This is a genomic window from Caulobacter sp. Root655 (genome assembly GCF_001427665.1).
GTDB lineage: Bacteria > Pseudomonadota > Alphaproteobacteria > Caulobacterales > Caulobacteraceae > Caulobacter.
Window position 1 is genome coordinate 1 of record NZ_LMHC01000023.1, and the last position, 24,481, is coordinate 24,481.

15 protein-coding genes are annotated in these 24,481 nt (G+C 67.9%); 7 read left to right on the plus strand and 8 right to left on the minus strand.

The genetic code is table 11. From position 1 onward, the window contains the following. Positions 1-1,803: an IlvD/Edd family dehydratase gene (locus tag ASD79_RS15110; RefSeq protein ID WP_056723068.1), complete on the minus strand. Its 1,803-nt coding sequence runs from the start codon at positions 1,801-1,803 to the stop codon at positions 1-3. A gap of 605 nt (positions 1,804-2,408) precedes the next feature. Here ASD79_RS15110 and ASD79_RS15115 point away from each other — a divergent pair. After that, the gene (locus tag ASD79_RS15115) at positions 2,409-3,632 is read left to right on the plus strand and encodes a glycoside hydrolase family 27 protein (protein ID WP_235524473.1); all 1,224 of its coding nucleotides are present in this window, start codon (positions 2,409-2,411) and stop codon (positions 3,630-3,632) included. A 74-nt stretch (positions 3,633-3,706) separates the two neighbouring features. Here the strand turns inward: ASD79_RS15115 and ASD79_RS15120 are convergent, their stop codons facing one another. Beyond that, positions 3,707-4,459 (minus strand): FadR/GntR family transcriptional regulator, encoded by a 753-nt coding sequence (locus ASD79_RS15120; RefSeq protein WP_056724025.1) that lies wholly within the window; start codon positions 4,457-4,459, stop codon positions 3,707-3,709. A gap of 204 nt (positions 4,460-4,663) precedes the next feature. Here ASD79_RS15120 and araD1 point away from each other — a divergent pair, with 204 nt between their 5' ends. The 4 genes from araD1 to ASD79_RS15140 all read left to right on the plus strand — a co-directional run bounded on the left by araD1 (position 4,664) and on the right by ASD79_RS15140 (position 9,352). Then, entirely contained in the window at positions 4,664-5,659 is a 996-nt protein-coding gene (gene araD1 / locus ASD79_RS15125) for an AraD1 family protein (RefSeq protein WP_056723072.1), read from the plus strand. Next, the gene (locus ASD79_RS15130; RefSeq protein ID WP_056723074.1) at positions 5,656-6,597 is read left to right on the plus strand and encodes a Gfo/Idh/MocA family protein; all 942 of its coding nucleotides are present in this window, start codon (positions 5,656-5,658) and stop codon (positions 6,595-6,597) included. The genes araD1 and ASD79_RS15130 overlap by 4 nt, the downstream gene beginning before the upstream one ends. Before the next feature lie 4 nt (positions 6,598-6,601). Then, on the plus strand, positions 6,602-8,134 hold the full coding sequence (locus tag ASD79_RS15135) for an aldehyde dehydrogenase (NADP(+)) (protein ID WP_056723077.1): 1,533 nt from the start codon (positions 6,602-6,604) through the stop codon (positions 8,132-8,134). A gap of 63 nt (positions 8,135-8,197) precedes the next feature. Next, complete coding sequence (locus ASD79_RS15140) at positions 8,198-9,352, plus strand: aldose epimerase family protein (RefSeq protein ID WP_056723079.1); 1,155 nt, start codon at positions 8,198-8,200, stop codon at positions 9,350-9,352. A 260-nt stretch (positions 9,353-9,612) separates the two neighbouring features. Here the strand turns inward: ASD79_RS15140 and ASD79_RS15145 are convergent, their stop codons facing one another. From ASD79_RS15145 to ASD79_RS15155, 3 genes are all read right to left on the minus strand, one after another. Beyond that, positions 9,613-10,536 carry a family 43 glycosylhydrolase gene (locus ASD79_RS15145; RefSeq protein ID WP_056723081.1) on the minus strand — a complete coding sequence of 308 codons (924 nt, stop codon included), beginning with the start codon at positions 10,534-10,536 and terminating at the stop codon, positions 9,613-9,615. A gap of 71 nt (positions 10,537-10,607) precedes the next feature. Next, entirely contained in the window at positions 10,608-13,823 is a 3,216-nt protein-coding gene (locus ASD79_RS15150; RefSeq protein ID WP_056723083.1) for a glycoside hydrolase family 2 TIM barrel-domain containing protein, read from the minus strand. 200 nt (positions 13,824-14,023) lie between these two features. Then, complete coding sequence (locus tag ASD79_RS15155; protein ID WP_235524475.1) at positions 14,024-16,819, minus strand: TonB-dependent receptor; 2,796 nt, start codon at positions 16,817-16,819, stop codon at positions 14,024-14,026. A gap of 408 nt (positions 16,820-17,227) precedes the next feature. On the opposite strand from ASD79_RS15155, the gene ASD79_RS15160 reads away from it, so the two are divergent. Both ASD79_RS15160 and ASD79_RS15165 read left to right on the plus strand, forming a co-directional pair. Then, positions 17,228-18,802, plus strand: coding sequence for a DUF5597 domain-containing protein (locus ASD79_RS15160; RefSeq protein ID WP_056723084.1), 1,575 nt, complete (start codon positions 17,228-17,230; stop codon positions 18,800-18,802). Next, the gene (locus tag ASD79_RS15165; RefSeq protein ID WP_056723086.1) at positions 18,799-20,271 is read left to right on the plus strand and encodes a glycoside hydrolase; all 1,473 of its coding nucleotides are present in this window, start codon (positions 18,799-18,801) and stop codon (positions 20,269-20,271) included. Before ASD79_RS15160 ends, ASD79_RS15165 begins: the two co-directional genes overlap by 4 nt. Before the next feature lie 194 nt (positions 20,272-20,465). Here ASD79_RS15165 and ASD79_RS15170 read toward each other — a convergent pair whose 3' ends face one another. The 3 genes from ASD79_RS15170 to ASD79_RS15180 form a co-directional block, all read right to left on the minus strand. Beyond that, on the minus strand, positions 20,466-21,914 hold the full coding sequence (locus tag ASD79_RS15170) for an amino acid permease (RefSeq protein WP_056723089.1): 1,449 nt from the start codon (positions 21,912-21,914) through the stop codon (positions 20,466-20,468). A 99-nt stretch (positions 21,915-22,013) separates the two neighbouring features. After that, entirely contained in the window at positions 22,014-23,222 is a 1,209-nt protein-coding gene (locus tag ASD79_RS15175) for a Xaa-Pro peptidase family protein (protein ID WP_056723090.1), read from the minus strand. Next, positions 23,219-24,472, minus strand: coding sequence for an FAD-binding oxidoreductase (locus tag ASD79_RS15180; RefSeq protein WP_235524477.1), 1,254 nt, complete (start codon positions 24,470-24,472; stop codon positions 23,219-23,221). The genes ASD79_RS15175 and ASD79_RS15180 overlap by 4 nt, the downstream gene beginning before the upstream one ends. Positions 24,473-24,481 lie beyond the last annotated feature (9 nt).

The window sequence follows — 24,481 nt, forward strand, 5'->3', positions numbered from 1 at the left end:
CTAGTGGTTATCCCTGGGCAGGCCCTTGGTCTGGGCGATGCGCTGGTACTTGACCGCTGGTTCCAGCACCGCTCCGGTCTCCATCTGGCCGACGATGGTCCGCTGGATCTCCTGCCACGGGGTCTGGCTTTCCGGATAGGCAAAGCCGCCGGCCGCCTCCAGGGCCTTGCGGCGCTCCGAGATTTCCAGCGGCGTGACCAGCACGTCGACGCGCGACTTGCGCAGGTCGACCCGCACCCGGTCGCCGCTCTTCAGCAGGGCCAGGCCGCCGCCGGCGGCGGCTTCCGGCGAGGCGTTGAGGATCGACGGCGAWCCGGARGTGCCCGATTGGCGACCRTCACCGATGCACGGCAGCTGATGGAYGCCGCGCTTGATCAGGTAGTCGGGGGCTCGCATGTTGACGACCTCGGCCGCGCCGGGATAGCCGATCGGGCCCGCCCCGCGCATGAACAGCACGCTGCGCTCGGTGATSCCCACCGACGGATCGTCGATCCGGTGGTGGTAGTCCTCCGGCCCGTCGAACACGATCGCGTCGCCTTCGAAGGCGTCGGGGTCGTCGGGRTCGGACAGGTAGCGGTCGCGGAACTCGGCGGTGATCACGCTGGTCTTCATGATCGCCGAATTGAACAGGTTGCCGCGCATGACCACGAAGCCGGCGCGTTCAATCAGCGGCTTGTCGAAGGGACGGATCACCGCCTCGTCCTCGATGGCCGCGCCGCGGCAGGCGTCGCCGAGGGTCTGGCCGGAAACGGTCAGGGCGTCCTCGCGGATCAGGCCCTGGGTCATCAGCTGGTTGACCACGGCCGGCACGCCGCCCGCCCGGTAGTAGTCTTCGCCCAGATATTCGCCGGCCGGCTGCAGGTTGACCAGCAGCGGCACCGCCTCGCCATAAGCCTGCCAGTCGTCGACGCTCAGCKCGACGCCGATGTGGCGGGCCAGGGCGTTGAGGTGGATGGGGGCGTTGGTCGAGCCGCCGATCGCCGAATTGACGACCACGGCGTTCAGGAACGCGTCGCGGGTCAGGATGTCGGACGGCTTGATGTCCTCGTGAACCAGATCGACGATCCGCAGGCCGGTCTCGTAGGCGTTCTGCTGCCGGTCGCGATAGGGCGCCGGGATCGCCGCCGACCCCGTCAGCGACATGCCCAGCGCCTCGGTCAGCGAGTTCATGGTCGTGGCCGTGCCCATGGTGTTGCAGTARCCGGTCGAGGGGGCCGAGCTGGCCACCAGCTTGATGAACCCGGCCCGGTCGATCTCGCCGGCCGCCAACAGCTCGCGGGCCTTCCAGACAATGGTCCCCGAGCCCGTGCGCTGGCCCTTGTGCCAGCCGTTCAGCATCGGGCCGACCGACAGGGCGATGGCCGGGATGTTGACCGTGGCCGCCGCCATCAGGCAGGCCGGGGTGGTCTTGTCGCAGCCGATGGTCAGGACGACGCCGTCGATCGGATAGCCGTACAGGGTCTCGACCAGGCCCAGATAGGCCAGGTTGCGGTCCAGGCCCGCGGTCGGCCGCTTGCCGGTCTCCTGGATCGGATGGACCGGGAACTCCAGCGCGATGCCGCCGGCGGTGCGGATGCCTTCGCGGATGCGCTCGGCCAGCACCAGATGGTGACGGTTGCACGGCGACAGGTCCGAGCCGGTCTGAGCGATGCCGATGATCGGCTTGCCCGACTGCAGCTCCTCCAGCGACAGGCCGAAGTTCAGGTAGCGCTCCAGATACAGCGCCGTCATGTCCGCGTTGTCCGGATTGTCGAACCAGGCGCGCGAACGAAGGGCGCGGGGCGGAACGGCGGCAGAGCTCATGACGGCCGTCTCGCCGCTGGCGGATGCCCGACTGCAGCTCCTCCAGCGACAGGCCGAAGTTCAGGTAGCGCTCCAGATACAGCGCCGTCATGTCCGCGTTGTCCGGATTGTCGAACCAGGCGCGCGAACGAAGGGCGCGGGGCGGAACGGCGGCAGAGCTCATGACAGTCCTTGATAGACGGCCCTAGATAGACGAGGCGGGCCTTGGGTCGGCGACAGCAGGAGGCTCTGGCACGGCATCATGAAGATTGTCCGCCATTCGAGCGGGGCAATCGCCATCCCGTTCGTTTCACCCCTGTTCATTTGTCTGACTATACCGCACAAGACATGGCGTCAACGTGAGAGCTTCGTCGCTCGACGGGGGTGACAGCCGTGGTTTTCAGTTGGACATACAACAAGTTCCTTCGCCGATTGTTGTCGGACGATAGACGGATCGAGAGGCGTGCATGACTTTGAAAAATCCGACTCCGACGCGTGAATTCCGCGCGCTTCGCCGGACCCTCCTGGCCATGACGGTCGTTGCGCCCTGGCTTTCGGTCCCGGCTGGAGCGGCCCAGGCGGGTGCTGATTCTCTCGCCTTCCGCCGCCTGGCTCCGACGCCGCCAATGGGCTGGAATAGCTGGGACAGCTTCGCCACCACCCTGACCGAGGACCAGGCGCTGGACAACGCCAAGGTCATGGCGCGGACGCTGCTGCCGCATGGCTATGACGTCTTCACGGTCGACATCCAGTGGTACGAGCCCGGAGCTACGGGCTTCGAGTACCGCGCCGACGCTCACCTCGAACTGGACCCATGGGGTCGGCTGCTGCCGGCGATCAACCGGTTTCCCTCGTCGGCCAACGGCGCGGGATTCAAGCCACTTGGCGACCGCCTCCATGCCCTGGGCCTGAAATTCGGCATCCACCTGATGCGCGGCGTGCCCCGCCAGGCCGCCGACCGCAATCTGCCCGTCCTGGGGACCACCGTGCGCTGCGGCGACATCGCCGACCGCAACAGCCTGTGCCCGTGGAACCCCGACATGTACGGGGTCGACATGAAGAAGCCCGGCGCCCAGGCCTATTATGACAGCGTCTTCAAGCTGCTGGCCGCCTGGGGCGTCGACTACGTCAAGGTCGACGACATGAGCCGGCCCTATCACGACCACGCGCCGGAGATCGAGGCGGTGCGCAAGGCCATCGACGCCAGCGGCCGGCCGATGGTGCTGAGTCTGTCGCCGGGCGAGACGCCGCTCGACGCCGCCGCCCACGTCCAGCGCCACGCCAACCTTTGGCGGATCAGCGACGACTTCTGGGACCAGTGGCCAGCCCTGCTGGAGCAGTTCGGTCGGCTGGAACGCTGGAACCCCCATCGCATCGAGGGCTGCTGGCCCGACGCCGACATGCTGCCGCTGGGGGTGCTGGATCTGGGCAAGCGCACGACCCAGTTCACGCCCGACGAGCAGCGCACGATGATGACCCTGTGGTCGATCGCCCGCTCGCCGCTGATCATGGGCGGTGACCTGAGGAAGCTCGATCCGGCGACGACGGCGCTGTTGACCAATGACGAGGTGCTGGCGGTGAACCAGCGCAGCGGCGGCAACCGGCCGCTGTTCAGCCGCGACGGTTTGGTCGCCTGGGCGGCTGAGGTTCCCAGATCGCGGGCCCGCTACCTGGCGCTGTTCAACACCCGAGATGTCGAGGCGACGGTGGGCGTGGACTTGGCGATGTTGGCCTTGAAAGGTCGCGTGAAGGTGCGGGATCTGTGGGCGCACAAGGATGAAGGCGAGACAGTTTCGCGGCTCGAACGCGCCCTGCCCGCCCACGGCGCGGGGCTGTATCGCCTGGGCTAGCTAGAGCTCTACAGATCTGCCATCCCGGACAAGCGAAGCGCCGATCCGGGATGGCAATGGCTTTGGAGCTGGCCCTACCCCTTCGGGTCGATCGCCGCCCGGGTATCCTCGAGCGCCAGTCCCACCAGCCGCTCCATCGCCTCGCGCGCGTAGTCCGGCCGGCCGGCGGCGATGGCGTCGAACACCTTCCAGTGGTCGGGCATCGGGTCGCGGGGCAATTCGCGCTTGCGCTGCTTGAAGATGGTGGTCCAGCGCACGGCCGCGCCGATGCTGCTCGACAACGTAAACAGCGCCGCGTTGCCCGTGGCTTCCAGCACGGTGTCGTGGAAGTCGCGGTCGGCGGCCTGACCAGCCTCGGTGGCCAGGGTCCGGTTTTCCATCTGGATCAGCGCCTTGCGCATGCGCTCCAGCTGGCCATCGTCGCGACGTTCGGCGGCCAGTGCGGCGGCGGCCGGCTCGACGATCATCCGCAGTTCGTACAAGCCCTTGAGGAACTCCTCGCTGGGCTCGGACTCGAAGACCCAGGCCAGAACCTCGGGGTCCAGCAGACTCCAGCGGTTGCGCTCGGTGACCCGGGTGCCGGTCTTGGGGCGACTCTCGACCAGCCCCTTGGCGGCCAGAATGCGGATCGCTTCGCGGTAGGCGCTGCGCGAGACCTGCAACTGCTCGCTGGAATCGATCTCGTTGTTGAGGATATCGCCCGGAGCGTACTGACCCGAGACGATGGCCACGCCAAGGGTGCGGGCGATCGAGCCATGGATCCTGCTGGTCGAGAGCCCTTCCCGCGCCAATTCCCCGTCTCCAGCCCTGTCCTTATTCTTCGCCACGTCCGCTCCGCTTCCTGCCCAGTCGACCGCCGGAACCCCGTCCGCCCCGCCGATCTCGACGCAGCGCGACACTAGCGAGACTGTTTGTCGGACGACAAGGGATTTCGGAACCCGCGCCCCACGCGCCGCTCCGAGTTTGACAGCCGACCGCAGATCGCTATTTGTCTGACTAAATAGTCCACGCCTTGGGAGGTAGCGACAGCCATGGTGCTGCGGTTCGTGCAACTGAAGGAACAGAGCGGGACGCGAATCCTCGCGGCGGTCAATGACGCGGGCCAGGCCTGGCGGGTCGAGGGGACCGACACCCTGCTGGCGCTGGCGCAGGCCGCCTTGGCGACCGGCGTCACTTTGGCCGAGGCCGCCCAGATCCACCCGCTCGGGGCCGAGATCGACATCCCCGCCGCCCTGGCCGAAGGCCGGGTGCTGGCCCCAATCGACCATCCCGATCCCGCCCACCTGATCCTCACCGGCACCGGCCTGACCCACCTGGGCTCGGCCGAGGGCCGCGACAAGATGCACAAGGCCGCCCAGGCTGGAGAGCAACTGACCGATTCCATGCGGATGTTCCTGATGGGCGTCGAGGGCGGCAAGCCGGCCGAAGGCGCGGTCGGGGCGCAGCCGGAATGGTTCTACAAGGGCGACGGCTCGCATGTCGTCGGGCCGGGCGCGCCCCTGACCTCGCCGGCTTTCGCCCAGGACGGCGGCGAGGAGCCGGAAATCGCAGGCGTCTATCTCATCGGACCCGACGGCTCGCCTCATCGCCTGGGCTTTTGCCTGGCCAATGAGTTCTCCGACCACATCGTCGAGCGCGGCAACTATTTGTGGCTGGCCCACTCCAAGCTGCGCCAGGCGGCCCTGGGCCCCGAACTGCTGACCGGCGAACTACCGGCCGACGTGCGCGGCGCCAGCCGCATCCTGCGCGACGACGCGGTCGCTTGGGAAAAGCCCTTCCTGTCGGGCGAAGCCAACATGTCCCACACCATCGCCAATCTCGAACATCACCACTTCAAGTACGACCTCTTCCGCCGGCCAGGCGACGTCCACGTCCACTTCTTCGGCACCGCCACCCTTTCGTTCTCCGAGGGCTTCCAGACCAAACTGGGCGACATCTTCGAGATCAGCGCCGCGCCCTTCCTCTATCCCGTCCGCAACAGGCTGGCTCAGGCCGAGGCGCGGACGGTGACGGTGCGCAGCCTGTGACCCAGGGCAGGATCCGCATCGCCCTGGTCGGCCTGGGCAAGATCGCCCGCGACCAGCATCTGCCATCCCTGGCCGCCGATCCCCGGTTCGAGCTGACCGCTATCGTCAGTCGCAACGCCGGCCTGGACGGCGTTGCGCACTTCACGGCCCTGGAAGACCTGCTGGCCAGCGACCTCGCCATCGATGCGGTGTCGCTGTGCACGCCGCCGCAGCCCCGCCACCGCCTGGCCCACATGGCCCTGGTCGCCGGCAAGCATGTCATGCTGGAAAAGCCGCCCGGAGCGACGCTCAGTGAGGTCGAGGACCTGCGCCTGACCGCCGCTGAACGCGGCCTGACCCTGCAGACCACCTGGCACTCGCGCTACGCCCAGGGCGTTGCGCCCGCCCGCGACTGGCTGGCCGACAAGACCATCAAGAGCGTGCGCATCGACTGGCGCGAGGACGTCCGTGTTTGGCATCCGGGCCAGACCTGGATCTGGGAGGCCGGCGGCCTGGGCGTGTTCGATCCGGGCATCAACGCCCTGTCGATCGCCACCGCCATCCTGCCTTCACCCTTCTTCCTGACCAGCGCGGCGCTGCACGTGCCCGAGAACTGCCAGTCGCCGATTCAGGCCGAACTCGACTTCGTCGACGCGGCCGGCGCGCCGATCCGCGCCGAGTTCGACTTCCTGCAGACCGGCCCGCAAAGCTGGGACATTGCGGTCGAGACCGACCGCGGCGTGTTGAAGCTGTCGCACGGCGGCGCCAAACTGTGGATCGACGGCGTCCTGCTCCACGAGGGGCCGGACGCTGAATATGCCGGCCTCTACGACGCCTTCGCGCGCCTGGTGGCCGATAACGCCAGCGACGTCGACGTCAGCCCGCTGCGCCACGTGGCCGACGCCTTCCTGCTGGGCCGGCGCGTCGTCGCCCCCGCTTTCATCGAATTGAGCGAGTAATCCGATGTCCGACGCTGTGTTGCGGGCCCTCAACCCCGCCACCAACCAAGCCTTTGGCCCGACGTTCCCCGAGCCCGACGCCGACGCCATCGCGGCGGCCTGCGCGGCGGCGGCGGCGGCGTTCGACGTCTATCGCGAGACCGACCTGGAGACGCGCGCGGCGTTCCTGGAAGCGATCGCCGCCCAGATCGAGGCTATCGGCGAGGTGCTGATCGAGACCGCCATGGCCGAGACCGGCCTGCCGCAGGCCCGATTGGCCGGCGAGCGCGGTCGCACCACCGGTCAATTGCGCCTGTTCGCCCAGGTCGTGCGGCGCGGCGACTGGATCGGGGCGCGGATCGACCCGGCCATGCCCGAGCGCACGCCCCTGCCCCGCGCCGACCTGCGCCAACGCTTCATTCCGCTGGGACCGGTGGTAGTGTTCGGGGCCAGCAACTTCCCCCTGGCCTTCTCGACGGCCGGCGGCGACACCGCCGCGGCCCTGGCGGCCGGCTGCCCGGTGATCGTCAAGGGCCACCCGGCCCACCCCAACACCGGCGCCCTGGTGGGCGGCGCCCTCCAGCGCGCCGTGGCCGCCGCGGGCCTGCCAGCGGGCGTCTTCGCCCTGCTGACCGGCCAGTCGCATGACCTGGGCGGCGGCCTCGTGCGCGATCCGCGCGTCAAGGCCGTGGGCTTCACCGGCTCGCGGGCCGGCGGTATGGCCCTGGTGCGGATCGCCGCCGAGCGCCCCGAGCCGATCCCGGTCTTCGCCGAGATGAGCAGCGTCAATCCCGTGGTGCTGTGCCCGGCCGCCCTGGCGGCGCGGGCCGAGACCCTGGGCGCGGCCTTCGTCGGCTCCCTGACCCTGGGCGCCGGCCAGTTCTGCACCAATCCCGGCCTGGTCTTCGCCCTGGCCGGCCCCGACCTCGACCGCTTCACGGCCGCCGCCACCGCCACCCTGACCGCCGCCCAGCCGCACGTCATGCTGACCCCCGGCATCTTCGGCGCCTACGAGCAGGGCGTCGATCGCCTGGCCGGCCGCGAGGGTGTCGAACCGCTGGCCCGGGGCTGCGTCGGCGACGGCGTCAACCAGGCGGTGGGCGCGCTGTTCGCAGTCGAGGCCGAGGCCTTCCTGCGCGACGCGGTGCTGGGCCACGAGGTGTTCGGCTCGTCGTCGCTGATCGTCCGCGTGGCCGACGCCGCGCAGCTGAAGACCCTGCTGGAAAGTCTGGAAGGCCAACTGACCGCCACCCTGCAGATGGACGCCGCCGACGCCGACTTCGCGCGCGGCCTGCTGCCTATACTGGAACGCAAGGCCGGGCGGATCCTGGCCAATGGCTGGCCCACCGGCGTCGAGGTCTCGCACGCCATGGTCCATGGCGGCCCATTCCCGGCCACCTCGGATCCGCGCGGCACCTCGGTCGGCACGCGGGCCATCGAGCGCTTCCTGCGGCCGGTCTGCTATCAGGACATTTCGGACGACCTGCTGCCAGCGGCGCTCAAGGCCGACAATCCGCTGGGTTTGGCCCGCGCTGTGGATGGCGTTTTGACGTCCTGACGCCGGCACGCACCGACAAACGACAAAAAGCCCGGGAGCCGGGCGCCAGAGGAAACCAGAGCCATGAACGCGCCTTCTTGCACCGCCGCCCTCGCCGCAGCCCTACTGGCCTCCACAGCGCTTTGTGCGGGCAGCGCTCAGGCGGCTGACTACACGCGCAAGCCCTTCGGCAAGGCGCCCGACGGCGTCGAGGTCGAGGCCATCACCCTGACCAACGGTCACGGGGTCAGCGCCACCTTGATCACCTACGGCGCAACCCTGCAGTCGCTGATCGCGCCCGGCCGCGACGGGACCAAGGCCGACATCGCCCTGGGCTTCGCGGACGCCGCCGCCTACGCCAAGAACGCCAGCTACTTCGGCGCCTCGGTCGGCCGGTTCGCCAACCGCATCGGCAAGGGCAAGTTCTCGCTCGACGGCAAGACCTACCAACTGGCGCTGAACAACAACGGCGTCGCGGCCCTGCACGGCGGGGTCAAGGGCTTCGACAAGCAGGTCTGGAAAGTGGTCGACGTCAAGCGCGGTCCCATCGCCTCGGTGACCTTCAGCCTCGTCAGCCCCGACGGCGACGAGGGCTATCCCGGGACCCTGACCGCCACCGCGACCTACGCCCTGGACGAGACGAACCAGCTGACGATCACCTACGGCGCCACCACCGACAAGCCGACCATCGTCAACCTGACCAACCACGCCCTGTTCAACGTCGCCGGCGAAGGCTCGCCCGGCGGAGCGATGGGCAACGTCCTGACCCTGGCGTCCGACGGCTATACGCCGGTCGACGCCGAACTGATCCCGACCGGCCAGATCGCCCCGGTGACCGGCACCCCGTTCGACTTCCGCACGCCCAAGGTGGTGAGTGAGCGGGTCCGCGACGCCCGCGACCCGCAGATCGTCGTCGGCCGCGGCTACGACCACAACATGGTGCTGACCGGCAAGGCCGGCGGCGCCCCGCGCCTGGCCGCCCGCCTGGCCGATCCCAAGAGCGGCCGGGTTCTGGAAATCCTCAGCGATCAGCCGGGGATACAGTTCTACACCGGCAATTTCATCGACGGCACGACGGTGGGCAAGAGCGGCAAGATCTATCGCCAGGGCGACGGCATCGCCCTGGAGCCGCAGCACTTCCCCGACGCGCCCAACAAGCCGGCCTTCGCGCCGGTGCGGCTGGATCCGGGTCAGACCTACCGGAACGTGATGGTGTTTCGTCTGACCACTCAGAAATAGGCCTCGACGGCGCCGGAGTCCGGCCTCTTGTCTCGTCGCAAAAACCTCTACGCCAAGCTGAACACGGCTGCGGGGAACTCCCGTCGCCGCCGTGTTCAGCGGCTATTGAGGCGTCGTGGCCTGCGCCGGCGAAGCCTTGTCTGGAGTCGCGCCGCCGCGGCCGCGCTCGACGCTGATGCGGTCCATCGAGACGACGCGCATTTCGCGTCCGGAATAGCGATGGTCGGGCCCGCGCGTGCATGGCGGCGAAAAGGCTCAGCCTACTTGGCCGCGCGCTTGGGCCGCACCTCCTCGATCGTCCCGTCGGTCGAGTAGGTCAGCGGCTCGATGGCGATCGAACGGCGATGGTCGCCGCCGCCGGCCAGCAGATTGTCGTGGTAGAAGAACCAAGTCCTGCCCTTGTCCTGCAGGATCGCCTGATGGTTGGTCGAGATCTTCAGATAGTCGAGGATCACGCCGCGATAGGCGTAGGGTCCCATGGGGGTCTTGGCCGTGGCGTAGACGATCTGGCCCGGCCAGCCGGTCGAAAAGCTGAAATAGTAGAGCCCCTTGCGCTTATGCAGGAACGGAGCCTCGCCATATTTCTTCTTGGGATCAGCGGCGGGGAAGCCCGTCACGACAAGGTTCTGGATCGGGGCGGCTAGGCTGACCATGTCCGGGCCCAGCTTGACGATCTTGGGCACGCGGGTGCCGAAGACCATGTAGGCTTGGCCATCGTCGTCGATCAGCACCTGCGGATCGATCGGCTCGTCGCCGGCGTTGGCGTCGCGAGCCTTATCGACCAGGGGCGCGCCGATGGCGTCCTTGAAGGGCCCCTCGGGGCGATCGGCGACGGCCACGCCGATCTTATCGCCGCCCACCGGCGCGTAGAAATAGTACTTGCCGTCCCGATAGGCCGCGTCCGGAGCCCACGCCTTGGCGTCGGGCCTGGCCCAACCGAAAACCGAAACGTCCAGGACCGCGCCGGCGTCCGCCCAGCGCTTCATGTCCTTGGAGGTGTAGAGCCGCCAGGTCGTCGAGTCCCAATAGGTTCCGGAATTCGACGCGTCGTCGGTGGCGTAGAGATAGTAGCCGGACTTGAAGGCGTGGGGCGAGGGATCGCCGTTGAAGCGCGGGCTGATCGGTTCGCCGGCCAGAGCCGGACTCGCGAGCAAGGCGGCGAGGACGAGCAAGAAAGGCCTCATGGTGGAACTCCTTGAATTCAACGCTCCGGCGGCGGCCGCCGGAGCGTTGATGGCGAGATGGGAGCCCGCGACTATTGCGGCGTCGTGGCCCGCGCCCGCAAAGCCTTGTCGGGCGTCGTGCCCTCGCCGTCGAACGGCTCAAGCCTGAAGCTCACGCGGGTGGGCTCCAGATGGGTGCGGTACTGCATGTGCGGCTGGCCGACATGGTTCCAGGCCGTGTCGCCGCCGACGCCCCACTGCGCGCCATCGACCAGCAGCGAGACCTCGCCGTGCGGGACGATGTCGGTGCTTTTCCAGGTCCCCTCGGGTCGCCGATAGAGATCGGCATAGGGGAAGGCCAGAACGTTCATCATCAGCGGCGTCTGGCTCCGGACCCGCAGGCCCCTGCCCTCGCCCGAGACCTCCATCCAGCGGACGTCGACCTTGTTGCCGGTGTCCTGGGGCCGCATGTAGTCGTGGCTCTGCTCGGCGATCTGGCCGCGCCACAGGCCGATCGGCGCGCTGGTCTTGCGGTCGACATAGCTCTCGTGCGGACCCCGGCCGTACCACTCGACCGTCTTGATGCTGGTCGGCATCGTGAACCACAGCCCCACCCTGACCGGCGGCGGCAGATCGCTCTTCAGCGGTGTCAGCAGGCCGGCGACATCCACGGTCCCGTCGCCGTTCATGGCGTAGGTGGTGACGAAGCGCGCCGCGCCCGCCCCCAGTTCGTGGTCAACGACGACCTCGGCTCCGCCGCCCGGCAGGCGGCGGCTCGTGATCGAGCGGACCTGTCGCTCCTTGGTCATCGCCTTCCACGGCGTTTGCTGCGAGACCGTGCCCGTGAGGGTGTCGTTGTCGATCTCGGCCCGGAAGAAGTTGGGCGCGCCGCCGGTCAGCAGCGCCGAGCCCGCCTTGCCGTAGCCGGTGACCAGGCCCGTCTTGCGATCCAGCGTCAGGCTGGCGCCGCCGGCCGACAGGGTGACGGCGTCGGCGGTCTCCTTCAGCTCGACGGCGCCCTTGATCGCCGGAGCGGTCACGGCCGAGGGCTGACCCAGGGCGAACTGTTCCCAGCCGACGACATAGCCTTCCGGCGTCAGCGGCACGGCGCCCGCCCGGGCCTTGGCGCGGATGGTGACGAAGTACTCCGCGCCGGCCTTGCGCTCGACCTTGGGCAGCGGCAGCGTGATCGTCTGGGTGGTCCGCGCCTTGGTCGTCAGGGCCGGCACGTCGCCCTTGGCGATGGCCACGCCGTTCTCCTCCAGCACCCACTCGAAAGCGAAGCCGGAAAGGTCCCGGAAGTCGTGGCGGTTGCGCACGGTCACCGCGCCGGTCGCGGGGTCGAAGCCCTCGAACTGAATCGGCGAGAGAACCTTCTGAACCTCATAGATGTGCGGGTTGGGGGTGCGGTCGGGCTGGTTCAGGCCGTCGCCGAACTCGACATCGCCGCCGGGGTTCGGCCCGTACTCGCCGCCGTCGCCCCAGTAGCGACGACCGTCCTTGGTGTAGCGATACATCGACTGGTCGACCCAGTCCCAGATGAAGCCGCCCTGCAGCTTGTCGTACTTGTAGATGGTGTCCCAGTACTCCTTGAAATTCCCGCCGGAATTGCCCTGCATGTGGGAATATTCGCACTGGATCATCGGCTGGGTGCGGGTCGGATCCAGCGCCCAGTCGACCATCTTCTCGACGTCGTCGTACATCGGCGCATAGACGTCGACGTAGCTGTTGGGGGCATGTTCCCAGTCCAGGGTGCCCCAACCGAGATACGAGATCAGGCGCGACGGATCGCGCTTGCGGGCCTCGGCGGCCGCCTTCTCGAAATTGGGCCCGATGCCGGCCTCGTTGCCGAGCGACCAGAAGATCACCGAGGGATGGTTCTTGTCGCGCTCGACCATGTTCAGCACGCGGCTGACGTGAGCGCCTTCCCAGGCCGGGTCGAAGCCGATCTGCAGCTTGGGCCGCAGTTCCGGATGCTTGTTGGCATAGTCCATGTACGCGTGGCTCTCGATGTCGGCCTCGTCCATGACATAGAGGCCGTACTCGTCGGCGAGTGCGTACCAGAGCTCCGCATTCGGATAGTGCGAGGTGCGCACGGCGTTGATGTTGTTGCGCTTCATCAACTCGATGTCGCGGCGCATCGAGGCTTCCGAGATGACGTGGAAGGTCTCGGGGTCGTGCTCGTGGCGATTGACGCCGCGGATGACGATGGGCCGGCCGTTGACCGCCACCCGACCGTCCTTGATCTCGACGGTGCGAAAGCCGATGCGTTGCGGCGTGGCCTGGATGATCTGGCCCTTGGCGTCCAACACCTCGACCAGCAGGGTGTAGAGGTTCGGCGTCTCGGCGGTCCATTGCCGAACGCCCGGGATGGTGGCCGACAGGGTCTCGGTCTTGGCCGCTCCGGCCGCGACCTTGGCCTCCTTGGTCAGGACGGCCTGGTCGCCGTCCAGCAGGGTCATACGCACGGTGACGGCCTGGTCGCGCTTCGTCAGGGCCACGTCGGTCGACAGCACGCCGTCGCGGTAGGCCTTGTCCAAACCGGCGTGAACGAACAGGTCGGTCAGCCGGGCCTTGGGCGCGGCCTTCAGATAGACCGAGCGCTCTATGCCGCTCACCCGCCAGAAATCCTGGTCCTCCAGGTAGGAGCCGTCCGACCAGCGGTGGATCTGGATGGCGACGATGTTCTTCTGTCCCGCCTTCAGTAGCTTGGTGACGTCGAACTCGCTGGGAAGCTTGGAGTCCTCGGAATAACCCGCCTCCTGGCCGTTGACCCAGACGCGATAAGCCGAGCCGGCCGCGCCGATGTGCAGGATCACGTCCTGGCCCGACCAGCCGGCGGGGACCTCGAAGGTCCTACGGTAGGAGCCGACCGGATTGGTGGCGTGCGGGATCAGCGGGCGGTCGGCCGGGAACGGATAGGTGATGTTGTTGTAGCGAGGCTGGTCGTAGCCCTCGGTCTGCCACAGGGCGGGGACCTTGATCGTCTTCCAGCCGCTGACGTCATAGTCCGGCTTTTCAAAGCCGTCGGGGACAGCGTCCGACGAGGGCGAGAAGCTGAACGACCACGGGCCGTCCAGGGTCTGGTAGCGGCTCGAGCGCGTCTGGTCGCCGGCCAGGGCGGCCTCGCGGCTCTCGAACGGGAAGTGGGTGGCGCTGGCCGCCAGCTTGCCCCGCGCATAGACCGCCGGGTTCTCCCAGTCCTGACGCGAGGCGTCCACCTGCACCAGTTCGACGCGCGGCGCTTCGGCGGCCGCGCTCGCGGCCAGCCCCAACCAGGCGACACTGGCCAACAGGACCTTCTTCATACGCACCCTCCCGACCGGCAAAGCCCGGTTTCATTTATAAGATAATTAGTCTCTTAGACCGGCGCCGGCGTCCGCGCCAGACAATGCGCGTCGATGAAGTCGCCGTGCGTCGGCATCCGGTCGACCGCCTGGTTCGCCACCTGACAAAAAGACGCCGGCGTGGCGGAGACCGCCACGCCGGCTAGCAGGGGGAGGAAGTGCTAGTAGGTCACACGCAGGGCGACACCGAACCGTCGATCGTTCAGCTGGTACTGCAACGGCGCGGCGGAGGTGCCGATGTAGAGGACGTTCATGCGGTTGTTCAGATTCACCGCATCGACCGAGATGGCGATGTGCTCGTTCACGTCATAGCTGACCGAGGCGTCGAGAGAGGCGTAGGGCTTGGCGTACTGTGCTTTGCCGTTGGCGCCGCTGCCCGTGGTCTGGTCCAGGTAGCTTGAGCGCCAGTTCCAAGCCACGCGACCGGAAATCGGCCCCTTCTCGTACAGGCCGATCAGGTTGTAGCTGTTCTTCGACAGCTTCTCGAGCGGCAGTTGCTTGGGAATGTCCGTCCCTTCCTCGGCGAAGGGGTTCGAAACGCTGCTGTCGACATAGGTGTAGTTGGCCTGCATGCCCAGGCCGCTGAACAGACCGGGCAGGAAGTCGAAGAACTGCTGATAGCCGAGCTCGACGCCCTTGACGGTGCCGGCCCCGGTGTTGAGCACCGTGCTGACGGCATAGGTTTGGCCGTTGTAGGTGCGGTCCACGACGCCGTTGGCCAGGAAGCCGTCGACCTTCTTGTAGAAGACGCCGCCGGTGAGCGAGCCGGTGTTCGAGAAGTACCACTCGACGGTCAGGTCGTAGTTGTCGGACTTGATGGGATTGAGCAGCGGGTTGCCCGAATTGGCTGTGAGTTTGTCCGGTTCGTTCGGGTCAGGCTTGTTGAGGGTCAGATTGGTCGACAACTGATCGAAGTTGGGGCGCGCCAATCCCTTGGAATAGGCCAGGCGGGCTTGCAGCGTATCGGTGAAGCGGGCGCGCAGGTTGAAGCTCGGCAGGAGCTTCGTGTAGGTCTTATCCACGGTGATCGGCTGGGTCGTGCCGTCGTCGTTGAACTGGGTGCCCTCGGATGCCGCTTCGGTCTTCACCACGCGAAGGCCCAGGCCGCCATCGAGCCTGACGCCGCCCAGTTCCGTCGCATAGTCAGCGACGGCCCAGCCGGTATAGGTCTTCTCGGTCTGGCTGTTGATGTCCCTCGGGTCGAAGTGGTCCTTCATCTGAGCGCCGAGCAGGGCGAACAGCGCCGCCGTCTGCGCCCGAACGCCGCCGCCGGCGGGGAACGCCGGATACAGCAGCCCCCCCTTGACCGTGTTGCCGTCGAACCAATCCTTGGAGGGACCCGGCATCGAAAGCTGCGGGAAGCTGGAAAGCGGGACCAGCGCCGTACCGTTCGGCGCGGTGCAGTCCGGATCGGCGCCCAGGACGGTGACGCACAGGCCGTGCCACGTGCCGCGCAGGTTGATGCTGCTGTCCGAATAGCGCGCGCCGCCGCGCAGCTTGGTGATGAAGCCGCCGCCGACGTCGTAGTCAAAGTCGGCCGCCAGCGCCAAGGTGTCGGCGTCGTTACGCTGCAGCGAGTCCACGATGTAGGGCAGGCTGTAGTTGGCCGGATTGGTCAGCACCGACGGATCGCGCACGTCCCATCGCGGATACTTGCCGGTCAGGTCGAAATCGACGATCGACTTGTGCGGCGCGGTCAGCCCGTTCTGGCCAGATTGGCTGTACAGCGAGAGGATGTGGCCGTTGCGGTCGGCGTTGTAGTACGACTTCAGGTACTGGGCGTCGAAATTGGTCTTCAGCTTGTCGCTGACCCGCCAGGCGGCGTTCAGGGTGAAGTTCTGGCTCTGGCTCCACAGCTGCTGGTCGTAGCGGCCGGTCTCGAAGGTCTGGTTCTGCAGCGAGCCCTTGGTGGCGTAGCCCTCGTCGTTGAAGGAGAAGGCCGCGCCCGGCAGCGGGTCGGTGCCGTAGCTGGTCACCACCCCGGCGGCGTCGCGCTGGTTCGAGCGGTTGTTGTAGTCGTAATAGTAGGCGCCCGTCCGATTGAACCAGTACTTGGTCCGCTGGTACTGGGCGGTCAGCAACAGGTCGTCGTTCGGCTGCCACTGGAAGGCCGTGGCGATGCCCAGGCGCTTGCGGTCGCCGCTGTCGTCGTAGATCTCAAAGCCGTAGGGGACCTGGGCGTTGGCTGGGGCGCCCGCGATCGAGCCGGCCGCCACGGTGTCGAACGGACCAGCCAGCAGGCCGTCCTGGCGGTAGTGGCTCTTGCTGAGCACGGCGTTGACCAGGAAACCCATCTCGCCGACGGACGTGTCCCAGCGGTTGCTGTAGAGGCCGGAGATCGAGCCACCGTCCTTGTCGACACGGTCGTAGTAGTTGCCGCGCACGGTGGCGCTGAGCACCCGGCCGGCCGCGTCGAACGGCTTGCGGGTGCGCAGGTTCACCGCCCCGCCGACCCCGCCCTCGATGATGCTGGCCGGCGCGTTCTTGTAGACATCGATGCCCGAGAGCAGTTCGGGCGGAACGCCTTCCAGGTCGAACGCTCGGCCGCCCGAGGCGGAATAGACGGCGCGCCCGTCCAGGAAATTCTGCACCTGGGTCAGGCCGCGAACGGTGACGGCCGGCTGCGTGCGGTGATCGAAGTCGGTGGCCCCTTCGCCGTAGCGACGTTGAATCTGCACGCCGGTGATGCGTTGCAGCGCCTCGGTGGTGTTGGCGTCGGGCAGCTTGCCGATGTCCTGCGCCTGGACCGAATCGACGACCTGGTCGGCGTTACGCTTGAGGGCCTGAGCCGAGCGGAGGCTTTCTCGCACGCCGGTGACCACAACCTCGGCCACCGCGTTGGAATCGGAAGTCTGGGCCGGTGCGGTTTGGGCCGCGGCGACGCCGCCGGTCGCGGCGACGACCGCCGCAGCCGATGCGCCCGCCATCAACTGGAAATAGAAACTCTTCACGACCACGGTTCCCTCCTATCGCTATCGATCGCGCTCGAACGGCCCGATTTCTTGTCGGACATTATTGCGTATTATTTATATTACAAGTGCCATTCTGAGAATGGCATCGGAGGCCTCGCATCCACTCCGCGCCAATGGCTTTCCATTCACGACGATCGCACGATCCTGGCCTAAGGCCACTGCAGCAAGCGTTACAATGGCCAAATCGACACGGTCATGGGTCGATCGCCGACAGGCCTCGTTCACTGGAGTTCCCTTTCCGGGTCCTTGCCGGCGCTATACGCTTGTCGTACAAATTTGGAGATCAGGGAGGATTAAAGGCTTGCTGCTCGCGCTCTTGGAACGGGCGGCCGCGCCCATGCTTCACGCCACGCTTGGTTCGACCCGTTCACCCGTCTCGAAGGCGGTTCGCCGATGAAAGCGGCCCTTCTTGGCGCCCTCTGCGCGCCCTTCCTGTTCGGCGTCTCGGCGCTGGCTCAGGACGGCTTGACGACCGCCGGCGGCGGCAAACCCCGCCTTATGGTCGACGGAAGGCCGTTCCTGGTGCTCGGCGTCCAGCTCAACAACTCGAGCGGCTACCCGGCTGCCCTGCATGCGCTAGGACCGGCGGTCGAGCGCAGCCACGCCAACACCGTAATGGCGCCGATTGGCTGGGAGTCGATCGAACCGGTCGAGGGGCGTTACGACTTTTCGCTGATCGACGGACTTGTCGCCGAGGCCCGCACGCAGAAGGTCCGGCTGGCGCTATTGTGGTTCGGCTCGTGGAAGAACGGCGCGATGAGCTACACGCCGGCCTGGGTCAAGCACGACACCGTGCGCTTTCCGCGCGTGATGACGCGCGAAGGCCGAGCGATCGAGGCCCTCAGCCCCATTGGAGCGGCCAGCCGGGACGCCGATGCGCGCGCCTTCGGCGCCGTGATGGCCCATCTCAAGGCCATCGACGGCAAGCAGAAGACCGTGATCATGGTCCAGGTCGAGAACGAAGCGGGCGTCTTGGGTTCCGATCGCGATTACTCGCCGACGGCCCAGGCGCTCTATGACGCGCCCGTGCCCACCGACATGCCGGGGGCCAGGCCCGGCGGCTGGACGCAGAACTACGCCGAGCGAGCTCAGGAGGCCTTCATGGCCTACCACACCGCCCGATACGTCGGCGCGGTGGCCGCGGCGGGCAAGGCCGCCTACGACCTGCCGCTCTATGTCAACGTCTGGCCGCGCGAACAGCCGGGGCTGGAACGTCCAGGCGAGAGTTCGCCTTCCGGCGGCGCCGTCTCCTGGCTCCTGCCCCAATGGCGAGCTCTGGCCCCGGCGGTGGATATCGTCGGCGTCGACAACTACGATATCAATGTCGCGCCCTACACCGCCATCGCCCGCGCTTACGACGTTCCCGGAAACCCGTTGTTCGTGCCCGAGACCGGCGGCAGCATGGCCCATGCCCGGCACGCATTCTGGACGATCGCTCAGCCCCACAGCGTCGGGATCTCGAAATTCGGCCTGGACGACCAGTTCGGCCTCAAGGACGGCCGCGAGGCGGAGGAGCCCATGGCCGCGACCTACCGCCTGCTGGGCCCGGCGGCTTCCGTGCTCCTGCCGCTGCGCGACGAAGGCAAGGTCGGGGTGGCCGTCGAAGAGGATGGATTGGCCAATATCCCCCTGCCCTTCTCCGCGGTCGACCTCGTCGCCCGGTTCGGCGAGGTACGCGACGGCTACGGTGGTCCGCGCGGTCAGGGCAACAAGGACCTGTCGGGCCGGGTGCTCGTCGCCGAGGCCGCGCCGGACCGGTTCTATGTCACGGGGACTTCGGCCAATCTGAAATTCTCCCCCAAACTGGGCCAGACTGGATCGGTCCAGCTGGTCACCGTCCAGGAGGGACGGTTCGAAGCCGGAGCCTGGATCGGCGAGCGTTTGCTCAACGGCGACGAAACCGCCTTTGGCCTGATCCTGCCCAAGGAGGGCCGGTCTCTGCTCGTCACCGTGCAGGTCAATCCATGACCCCCTCCCGTCGCGCCCTGCTCGGCGCTGGTTTGGCCCTGGCCAGCGGAGTCGGAGTCACTGCGGCCGCATCCGAACCGGAGGTGAGCGTCAGGCTCTCACCCGCCCTCGATCGGCCAGGACCGGAATTCGAAGGTTGGGGCACGGCCCTGGCTTGGTTCGCCAATGTCAGCGGAAACTGGAATGACCCGGTGCGCCAGCGCCTGGCCGATCTTCTGTACGGATCGGGCGGCCTCGGCTGGACCATCGGGCGTTACAACATCGGCGGCGGGGCGCGTCCGGGGGCGGAGCCCAGCCTGCGACCCGGGGCCGCCGTGGAAGGCTTCTGGCGTCAGCCCGAAGGGGCGACGGGCGACGCCTGGTGGCGCCCCGAGGACGAGGCGATGTGGAATTGGTCGGCGGACGCCGGCCAGAGATGGTGGCTCGACGCCATCAAGGCGCGGGTGTCCGACCCGATCCTCGAGGCGTTCTCCAATTCCCCGCCCTGGTTCATGACGGTCAGCGGCAAGGTCTCAGGCGCGCAAAAGGCGCTCGATGACAATCTGCGACCCGGGCACGAAGCGCGGTTCGCCGCCTATCTGGCCCGCGTCGTCGACGAGTTGCAACGCCGCCATGGCGTCGCCTTTCGCACCCTCTCGCCGGTCAACGAGCCCAATACCGACTACTGGTTCGCCGGCAACCGACAGGAAGGCGCGCATTGGAGCCCGGCCCGCCAGGCGGCGATGTTCATTGCGGCTGACGCCGCGCTCAAGGCGCGCGGACTTTCGACCCGCGTCAGTGGCCCCGATGAAACCAACTCCAGCACGTTCCTCGCCGACTGGGCCGAATACCCGCCGGTTGCCCGGCGCGTGATAGGCCAGTTGAACGTCCACAGCTATGGAACGGTCAACCAGACCGGCGTGCGCGACATCGCTCGAGCGTCCGGGGTGCGCCTTTGGATGTCGGAGGACGACACGCCGATGGACAAGGACCCGGAGAATTTCGACAGCGTGTCCTCGGCCCTCGCCCTGGCCGAACACATTGTCCTGGACCTCAAGCGCCTGGAGCCCTCCGCCTGGGTGTTCTGGCAGGCGGTCGAGGATCTCAGCGCCCGCAACGGCGGCGCCGGGTCCAATTGGGGGCTGATCAAGGCGGATCTGACCCAGCCGCCGGCGGGTCCGCAGGACCTTCATGTGACGTCCAAATACTGGGCGATGGCCCAGTTCAGCCGTTTCATCCAGCCAGGTTACCGCCTGATCTTCGTCGATGACATCGACACGGTCGGCGCGCTGTCGCCCAGCGGCCAAGAACTGGTGTTGGTGCACGTGAATGGCGGCCTATCGGCGCGCCGCCTGGTGGCGCCGCCCGGCTGGATCGGCCGGGCCGTGGTGTCCGACGCCACTCGGCATGCTGAACCAGGCGCGCGGCTCATCGCCCCCCCTCGTTCCGTGACCACCCTGTTGATGCGAAGGCCGACGACCAGGCGATAGACTCCGGGATTCGACTGGGAGTCGACCGGAGTGGCGGCTTGCCAGGCGCGGCAGTGACAGGTCCTTGCGCAGGTGAAGCTCACCGAGGCGTCGAGGATGCCGTGGCCTTTCAGCCAGCGGCCATCGATCAGGACGGCCGAGACGCTGAAAGCACGTAGCCAGAGCCGCCGATTGCCCTTGGGCGAAGCCACTATTTAAAGCACCGCGCTTTCCTGATGAACCAGAGGGGCGTCGACACCGTGCGCCAGCAGGCTCGCGCGGCGGCTATAGGCCAGATAGACCACCAGGCCGACGACGTTCCAGACCACGAACCGGATCAGCGTGGCGGATGGCAGGCTGATCATGAAATAGAGGCAGCCGACGACCGCCAACGGACCGACGATCCACACCGCCGGACAACGGAACAACCGCGGCAGGTCCGGCCGACGCACGCGCAGCACCATAAGGCACACCGCCACGCAGATGAAGGCGAGCAGGGTGCCGGCGTTGGACAGTTCGGCGATCTGAGCCAGCGGCAGGAAGCCCCCGACCAAGGCCACGACCGCGCCGGTGATCAGGGTCAGGGTGACGGGCGCGCCGCTCTTGGCGTGCAGCCGGCCCATGCCGCGCGGCAGCAGGCCGTCCCGCGCCATGACGAAGAACACCCGGGTCTGGCCGAACATCATCACCAGGATGACGCTGGGCAGGGCGATGATGGCGGCGGCGGCGATGCCGAAGGCGGCGGCCGGGTGGCCCAGGCCACGCAGGATGAAGGCCAGCGGCTCGCCCGAACGGGCGAACTCGGCATAGGGCCAGGCTCCGACCGCGCAGGCGGCGACCACCATGTAGATCAGGGTGCAGATCACCATCGAGCCGATGATGCCGATGGTCAGGTCGCGCTTGGGATTCTTGACCTCCTCGGCCGAGGTCGAGACCGCGTCGAAGCCGAAGAAGGCGAAGAACACGATGGCGGCGGCGGCCATCACGCCGCGCGGATGGCCCGCCTCGGTGTGGGCGGCGAAGCCATAAGGCATGAACGGGGTGAAGTTGTGCCCCTTGATGGCCGTGAAGGTCAGGCCGACGAAGACGGCCAGGGCGACGATCTTGATCACCACCAGGCCGATGTTGAGCGTGGCGCTCTCGCGCGCGCCCTTGGCCAGCAGAGCGGTGACGGCGACGGTGATCAGCACGGCCGGCAGGTTGATGATCCCGCCGGCGTACGGTCCGGCCAGGATCTGTGGCGGCAGGTGGATCCCGACACTCTGGAGCAGGCCGACCATGTAGCCCGACCAGCCTACGGCCACGGCCGCGCAGGTGACGGCATATTCCAGCACCAGGCTCCAGCCGACGATCCAGGCCAGACCTTCGCCCAGCACCGCGTAGGCGTAGGTATAGGCGCTGCCGGCGGCCGGGATCAGGGTCGCCACCTCGGCATAGGCCAGGGCGGCGAACACGCACAGGACGCCGCAAGCGGCGAAGGCCAGGATCACCGCTGGTCCCGCCCGCTCGGCGCCGATGCCGGTCAGGGTATAGATCCCCGTGCCGATGATGGCTCCGATGCCCAGGGCCAGCAGGTGCGGCCAGGACAGGGTCGGCTTCAGTCGACGGTCGACCTCCACCGAGACGATCGCGTCAAGCGCCTTGCGGCGGGTCCAGAAGTTCATGCGATTACCCCAAGATCGTCTTTGACGGGCCGGAGACGACCGGCCAGGACGGTGTGAAAACAGGTGGGCGCGAACGCCCCTGAGCAAGCTTCGAAGGCTTCACGACGGACCGAACGGCGCATCGATCGAGGGCGAGGGCTCGGTGAACCAGGCCGCACCGTCCTCGGTGACGTGGAAATGATCCTCCAGCCGCACGCCAAAGCGGTCCGGCACGACGATCATCGGCTCGTTGGAAAAGCACATGCCCGGCGCCAGGGGCGTGCTGTCACCGCGCACCAGATAGGGTCCCTCGTGGATCGACAGGCCGATGCCATGGCCGGTGCGGTGCGGCAGGCCTGGCAGGGCGTAGTCGGGGCCCAGGCCGTAGCGCTGCAGCACCTGACGCGCCGCTTCGTCGATCGCCTCGCAGGGCAGGCCCGGACGGACCGCGGCGAAGGCGGCGGCCTGGGCCTCGTGCTCGATGTCCCAGATCCGGCGATGCTCGTCGCCCGGTTCGCCGAACACATACGTGCGGGTGATGTCGGCGTTGTAGCCCTCGACCTGGCAGCCGGTGTCGATCAGCACCAGCTCGCCCTCCCTCAGCGTCTGGTCGCCGGGCAGGCCGTGCGGATAGGCGGTGGCGCGGTCGAACTGCACGGCGCAGAAGGTCGAGCCGCCGTCGGCGCCCGCGGCGCGATGGGCGGCGTCGATGAACCGCTTGACGGCGCTGGCGGCGATCCCCGGCGCGAGCATCGCGGCAGCCCGGCGGTGGACATCCAGGGTGACGGCCTTGGCGTAACGCATCAGAGCCAGTTCCGCCGGCGACTTGAGGGCGCGGCAGCCGTCGATGACCGGAGTGGCGTCCAGCGCGCGCAAGGACGGCGCGGCCTTGTCCAGCGCGGAGAACAGCGAAAACGGCGCGGCCGGGTCGAGCGCCAGGACGTCGGCGTCGATCTCGGACAGGGCCCGCCCCACCAGGGCGGCGGGACTGTCGTGCTCCTGCCAGAGGCGAATGTCGGCCTCGATCTTCAAGTCGGCTTGCAGCGAACCCAACTCGAAGGCCGGGCAGACCATGATCGGCCGCCCCCTTCGCGGCAGCAGCAACGCCACCAGCCTTTCGGTCGCCCCCCACGGCACGCCCGTGAAATAGCGCAGGCTTGCCCCCGCCCCGACCAGAAGCGCGTCTGCGCCTAGCGCCGCGGTCAGGATTCGCGCCCGCTCCAGCCGCGCCTCGTATTCGACCACGGCGACGGCCGGCGGCCGCCCGGGCCGAGGCGACAATCCCGCCAGTTGCAGGTCCATGGTCGAACCACCGACGCCCAGGGTCATGCCGCGTTCCTCTTTTGCGGATCGACCCGTCGCGCGAACCGGTCCAGGTCGAAAGGGGTCAGATCGACCGCCGGAGTCGCCGCGCCCATCAGGGCCGCGACCAGTTCGCCGGTGACCGCCGCCAGGGTCAGGCCCAGATGCTGGTGACCGAAGGCGTAGTAAAGATTGTTGGCCCGCCGGCTGACGCCGATGGCGGGAAGATAGTCGGGCAAGGTGGGTCTGGCGCCCATCCATTCAGCGATCGGGCCCTCCATCCGCACCCCCAGTTCGGACAGGTGGCGACGCAGGCGCGACCACTTGCGGGGATCGGGCGGCGAGGATTCGCGACCGAACTCGACGAAGCTGGCGGCCCGTAGCCGGTCGCCGAACCGGGTGAGGATCAGCGAGCGATCCTCGAACACGACGGGCGGCAGGTCGCCCCAGCGCCCCGCACCGCCTTCGAGATGGTAGCCGCGCTCGGCGATCACCGGCGCGACATGGCCCAGGTCACGCATCAGCGCACCCGAGCCGACTCCGCCGGCGATCAGCACCCGCTCCGGAGCCAGCCGCTCGCCGTCCTCGAGCAGGACCTCGACACGCCCCTCGATGTTCAGCAGTCGCGCGGCGCGACCGGTCCGCCGCTGGCCGCCCAGGCCCTCGAAGGTCTCGTCCAACAATCGCAGGACCAGGGCCGGGTCACACACCTGACCCGTGTTCTCGAACTGCGCGCCGCCGGCGATCGGGACGTCGATCGACTGCTTCAGCCGTCGCGCCAGCGGATCGGACAGAGGACGCAGCCTGGCCTGGCCGATATCGGTGGCGCGCCAGGCCTCAAAGCCGGCGCGGGCGGCGCCCTGGCTCTCCCAGACGACGACGTGGCCCCGCTCGACCAGCAGATCAGGACGGCCCAGGCAGGCGGCCAGACGCCGCCAGGCCGGCAGGGCGTCCTGAAGCAAGCCACCCAGCGCCCGCTTACCGTGGGCGGCGCCTTCTGGAGTTGACGCCCTTATGAAGCGCATCGCCCAGGGGCCCCAGGCGGCGATGTCCGCCAGGCGGAAATCAAGCGCTCCGCCCAGGATGAACAATCGGCCGATGGCCGAGGCCAGGGCGGCGGGCGAAGCCAGGGGCTCCACCTGCTCGACCGCGATGTGGCCCGCATTACCGTAGGAGGCGGGACGTGACAGGCTTTGCGGATCGAGCAGCAGCACCGTTTCGCCGGCGCGACGCAAGGCCAGGGCGCAGGCCTTGCCGACCACCCCGCCCCCGATCACCAATGTTCC

Bases quoted from the DNA above. Each gene is read 5' to 3' on its own strand.
- ASD79_RS15115 (WP_235524473.1), top strand. From the start codon at position 2,409: ATGGGCTGGAATAGCTGGGACAGCTTCGCCACCACCCTGACCGAGGAC.
- araD1 (WP_056723072.1), top strand. From the start codon at position 4,664: ATGGTGCTGCGGTTCGTGCAACTGAAGGAACAGAGCGGGACGCGAATC.
- ASD79_RS15135 (WP_056723077.1), top strand. From the start codon at position 6,602: ATGTCCGACGCTGTGTTGCGGGCCCTCAACCCCGCCACCAACCAAGCC.
- ASD79_RS15140 (WP_056723079.1), top strand. From the start codon at position 8,198: ATGAACGCGCCTTCTTGCACCGCCGCCCTCGCCGCAGCCCTACTGGCC.
- ASD79_RS15145 (WP_056723081.1), bottom strand. From the start codon at position 10,536: ATGAGGCCTTTCTTGCTCGTCCTCGCCGCCTTGCTCGCGAGTCCGGCT.
- ASD79_RS15150 (WP_056723083.1), bottom strand. From the start codon at position 13,823: ATGAAGAAGGTCCTGTTGGCCAGTGTCGCCTGGTTGGGGCTGGCCGCG.
- ASD79_RS15160 (WP_056723084.1), top strand. From the start codon at position 17,228: ATGAAAGCGGCCCTTCTTGGCGCCCTCTGCGCGCCCTTCCTGTTCGGC.
- ASD79_RS15165 (WP_056723086.1), top strand. From the start codon at position 18,799: ATGACCCCCTCCCGTCGCGCCCTGCTCGGCGCTGGTTTGGCCCTGGCC.
- ASD79_RS15170 (WP_056723089.1), bottom strand. From the start codon at position 21,914: ATGAACTTCTGGACCCGCCGCAAGGCGCTTGACGCGATCGTCTCGGTG.
- ASD79_RS15175 (WP_056723090.1), bottom strand. From the start codon at position 23,222: ATGACCCTGGGCGTCGGTGGTTCGACCATGGACCTGCAACTGGCGGGA.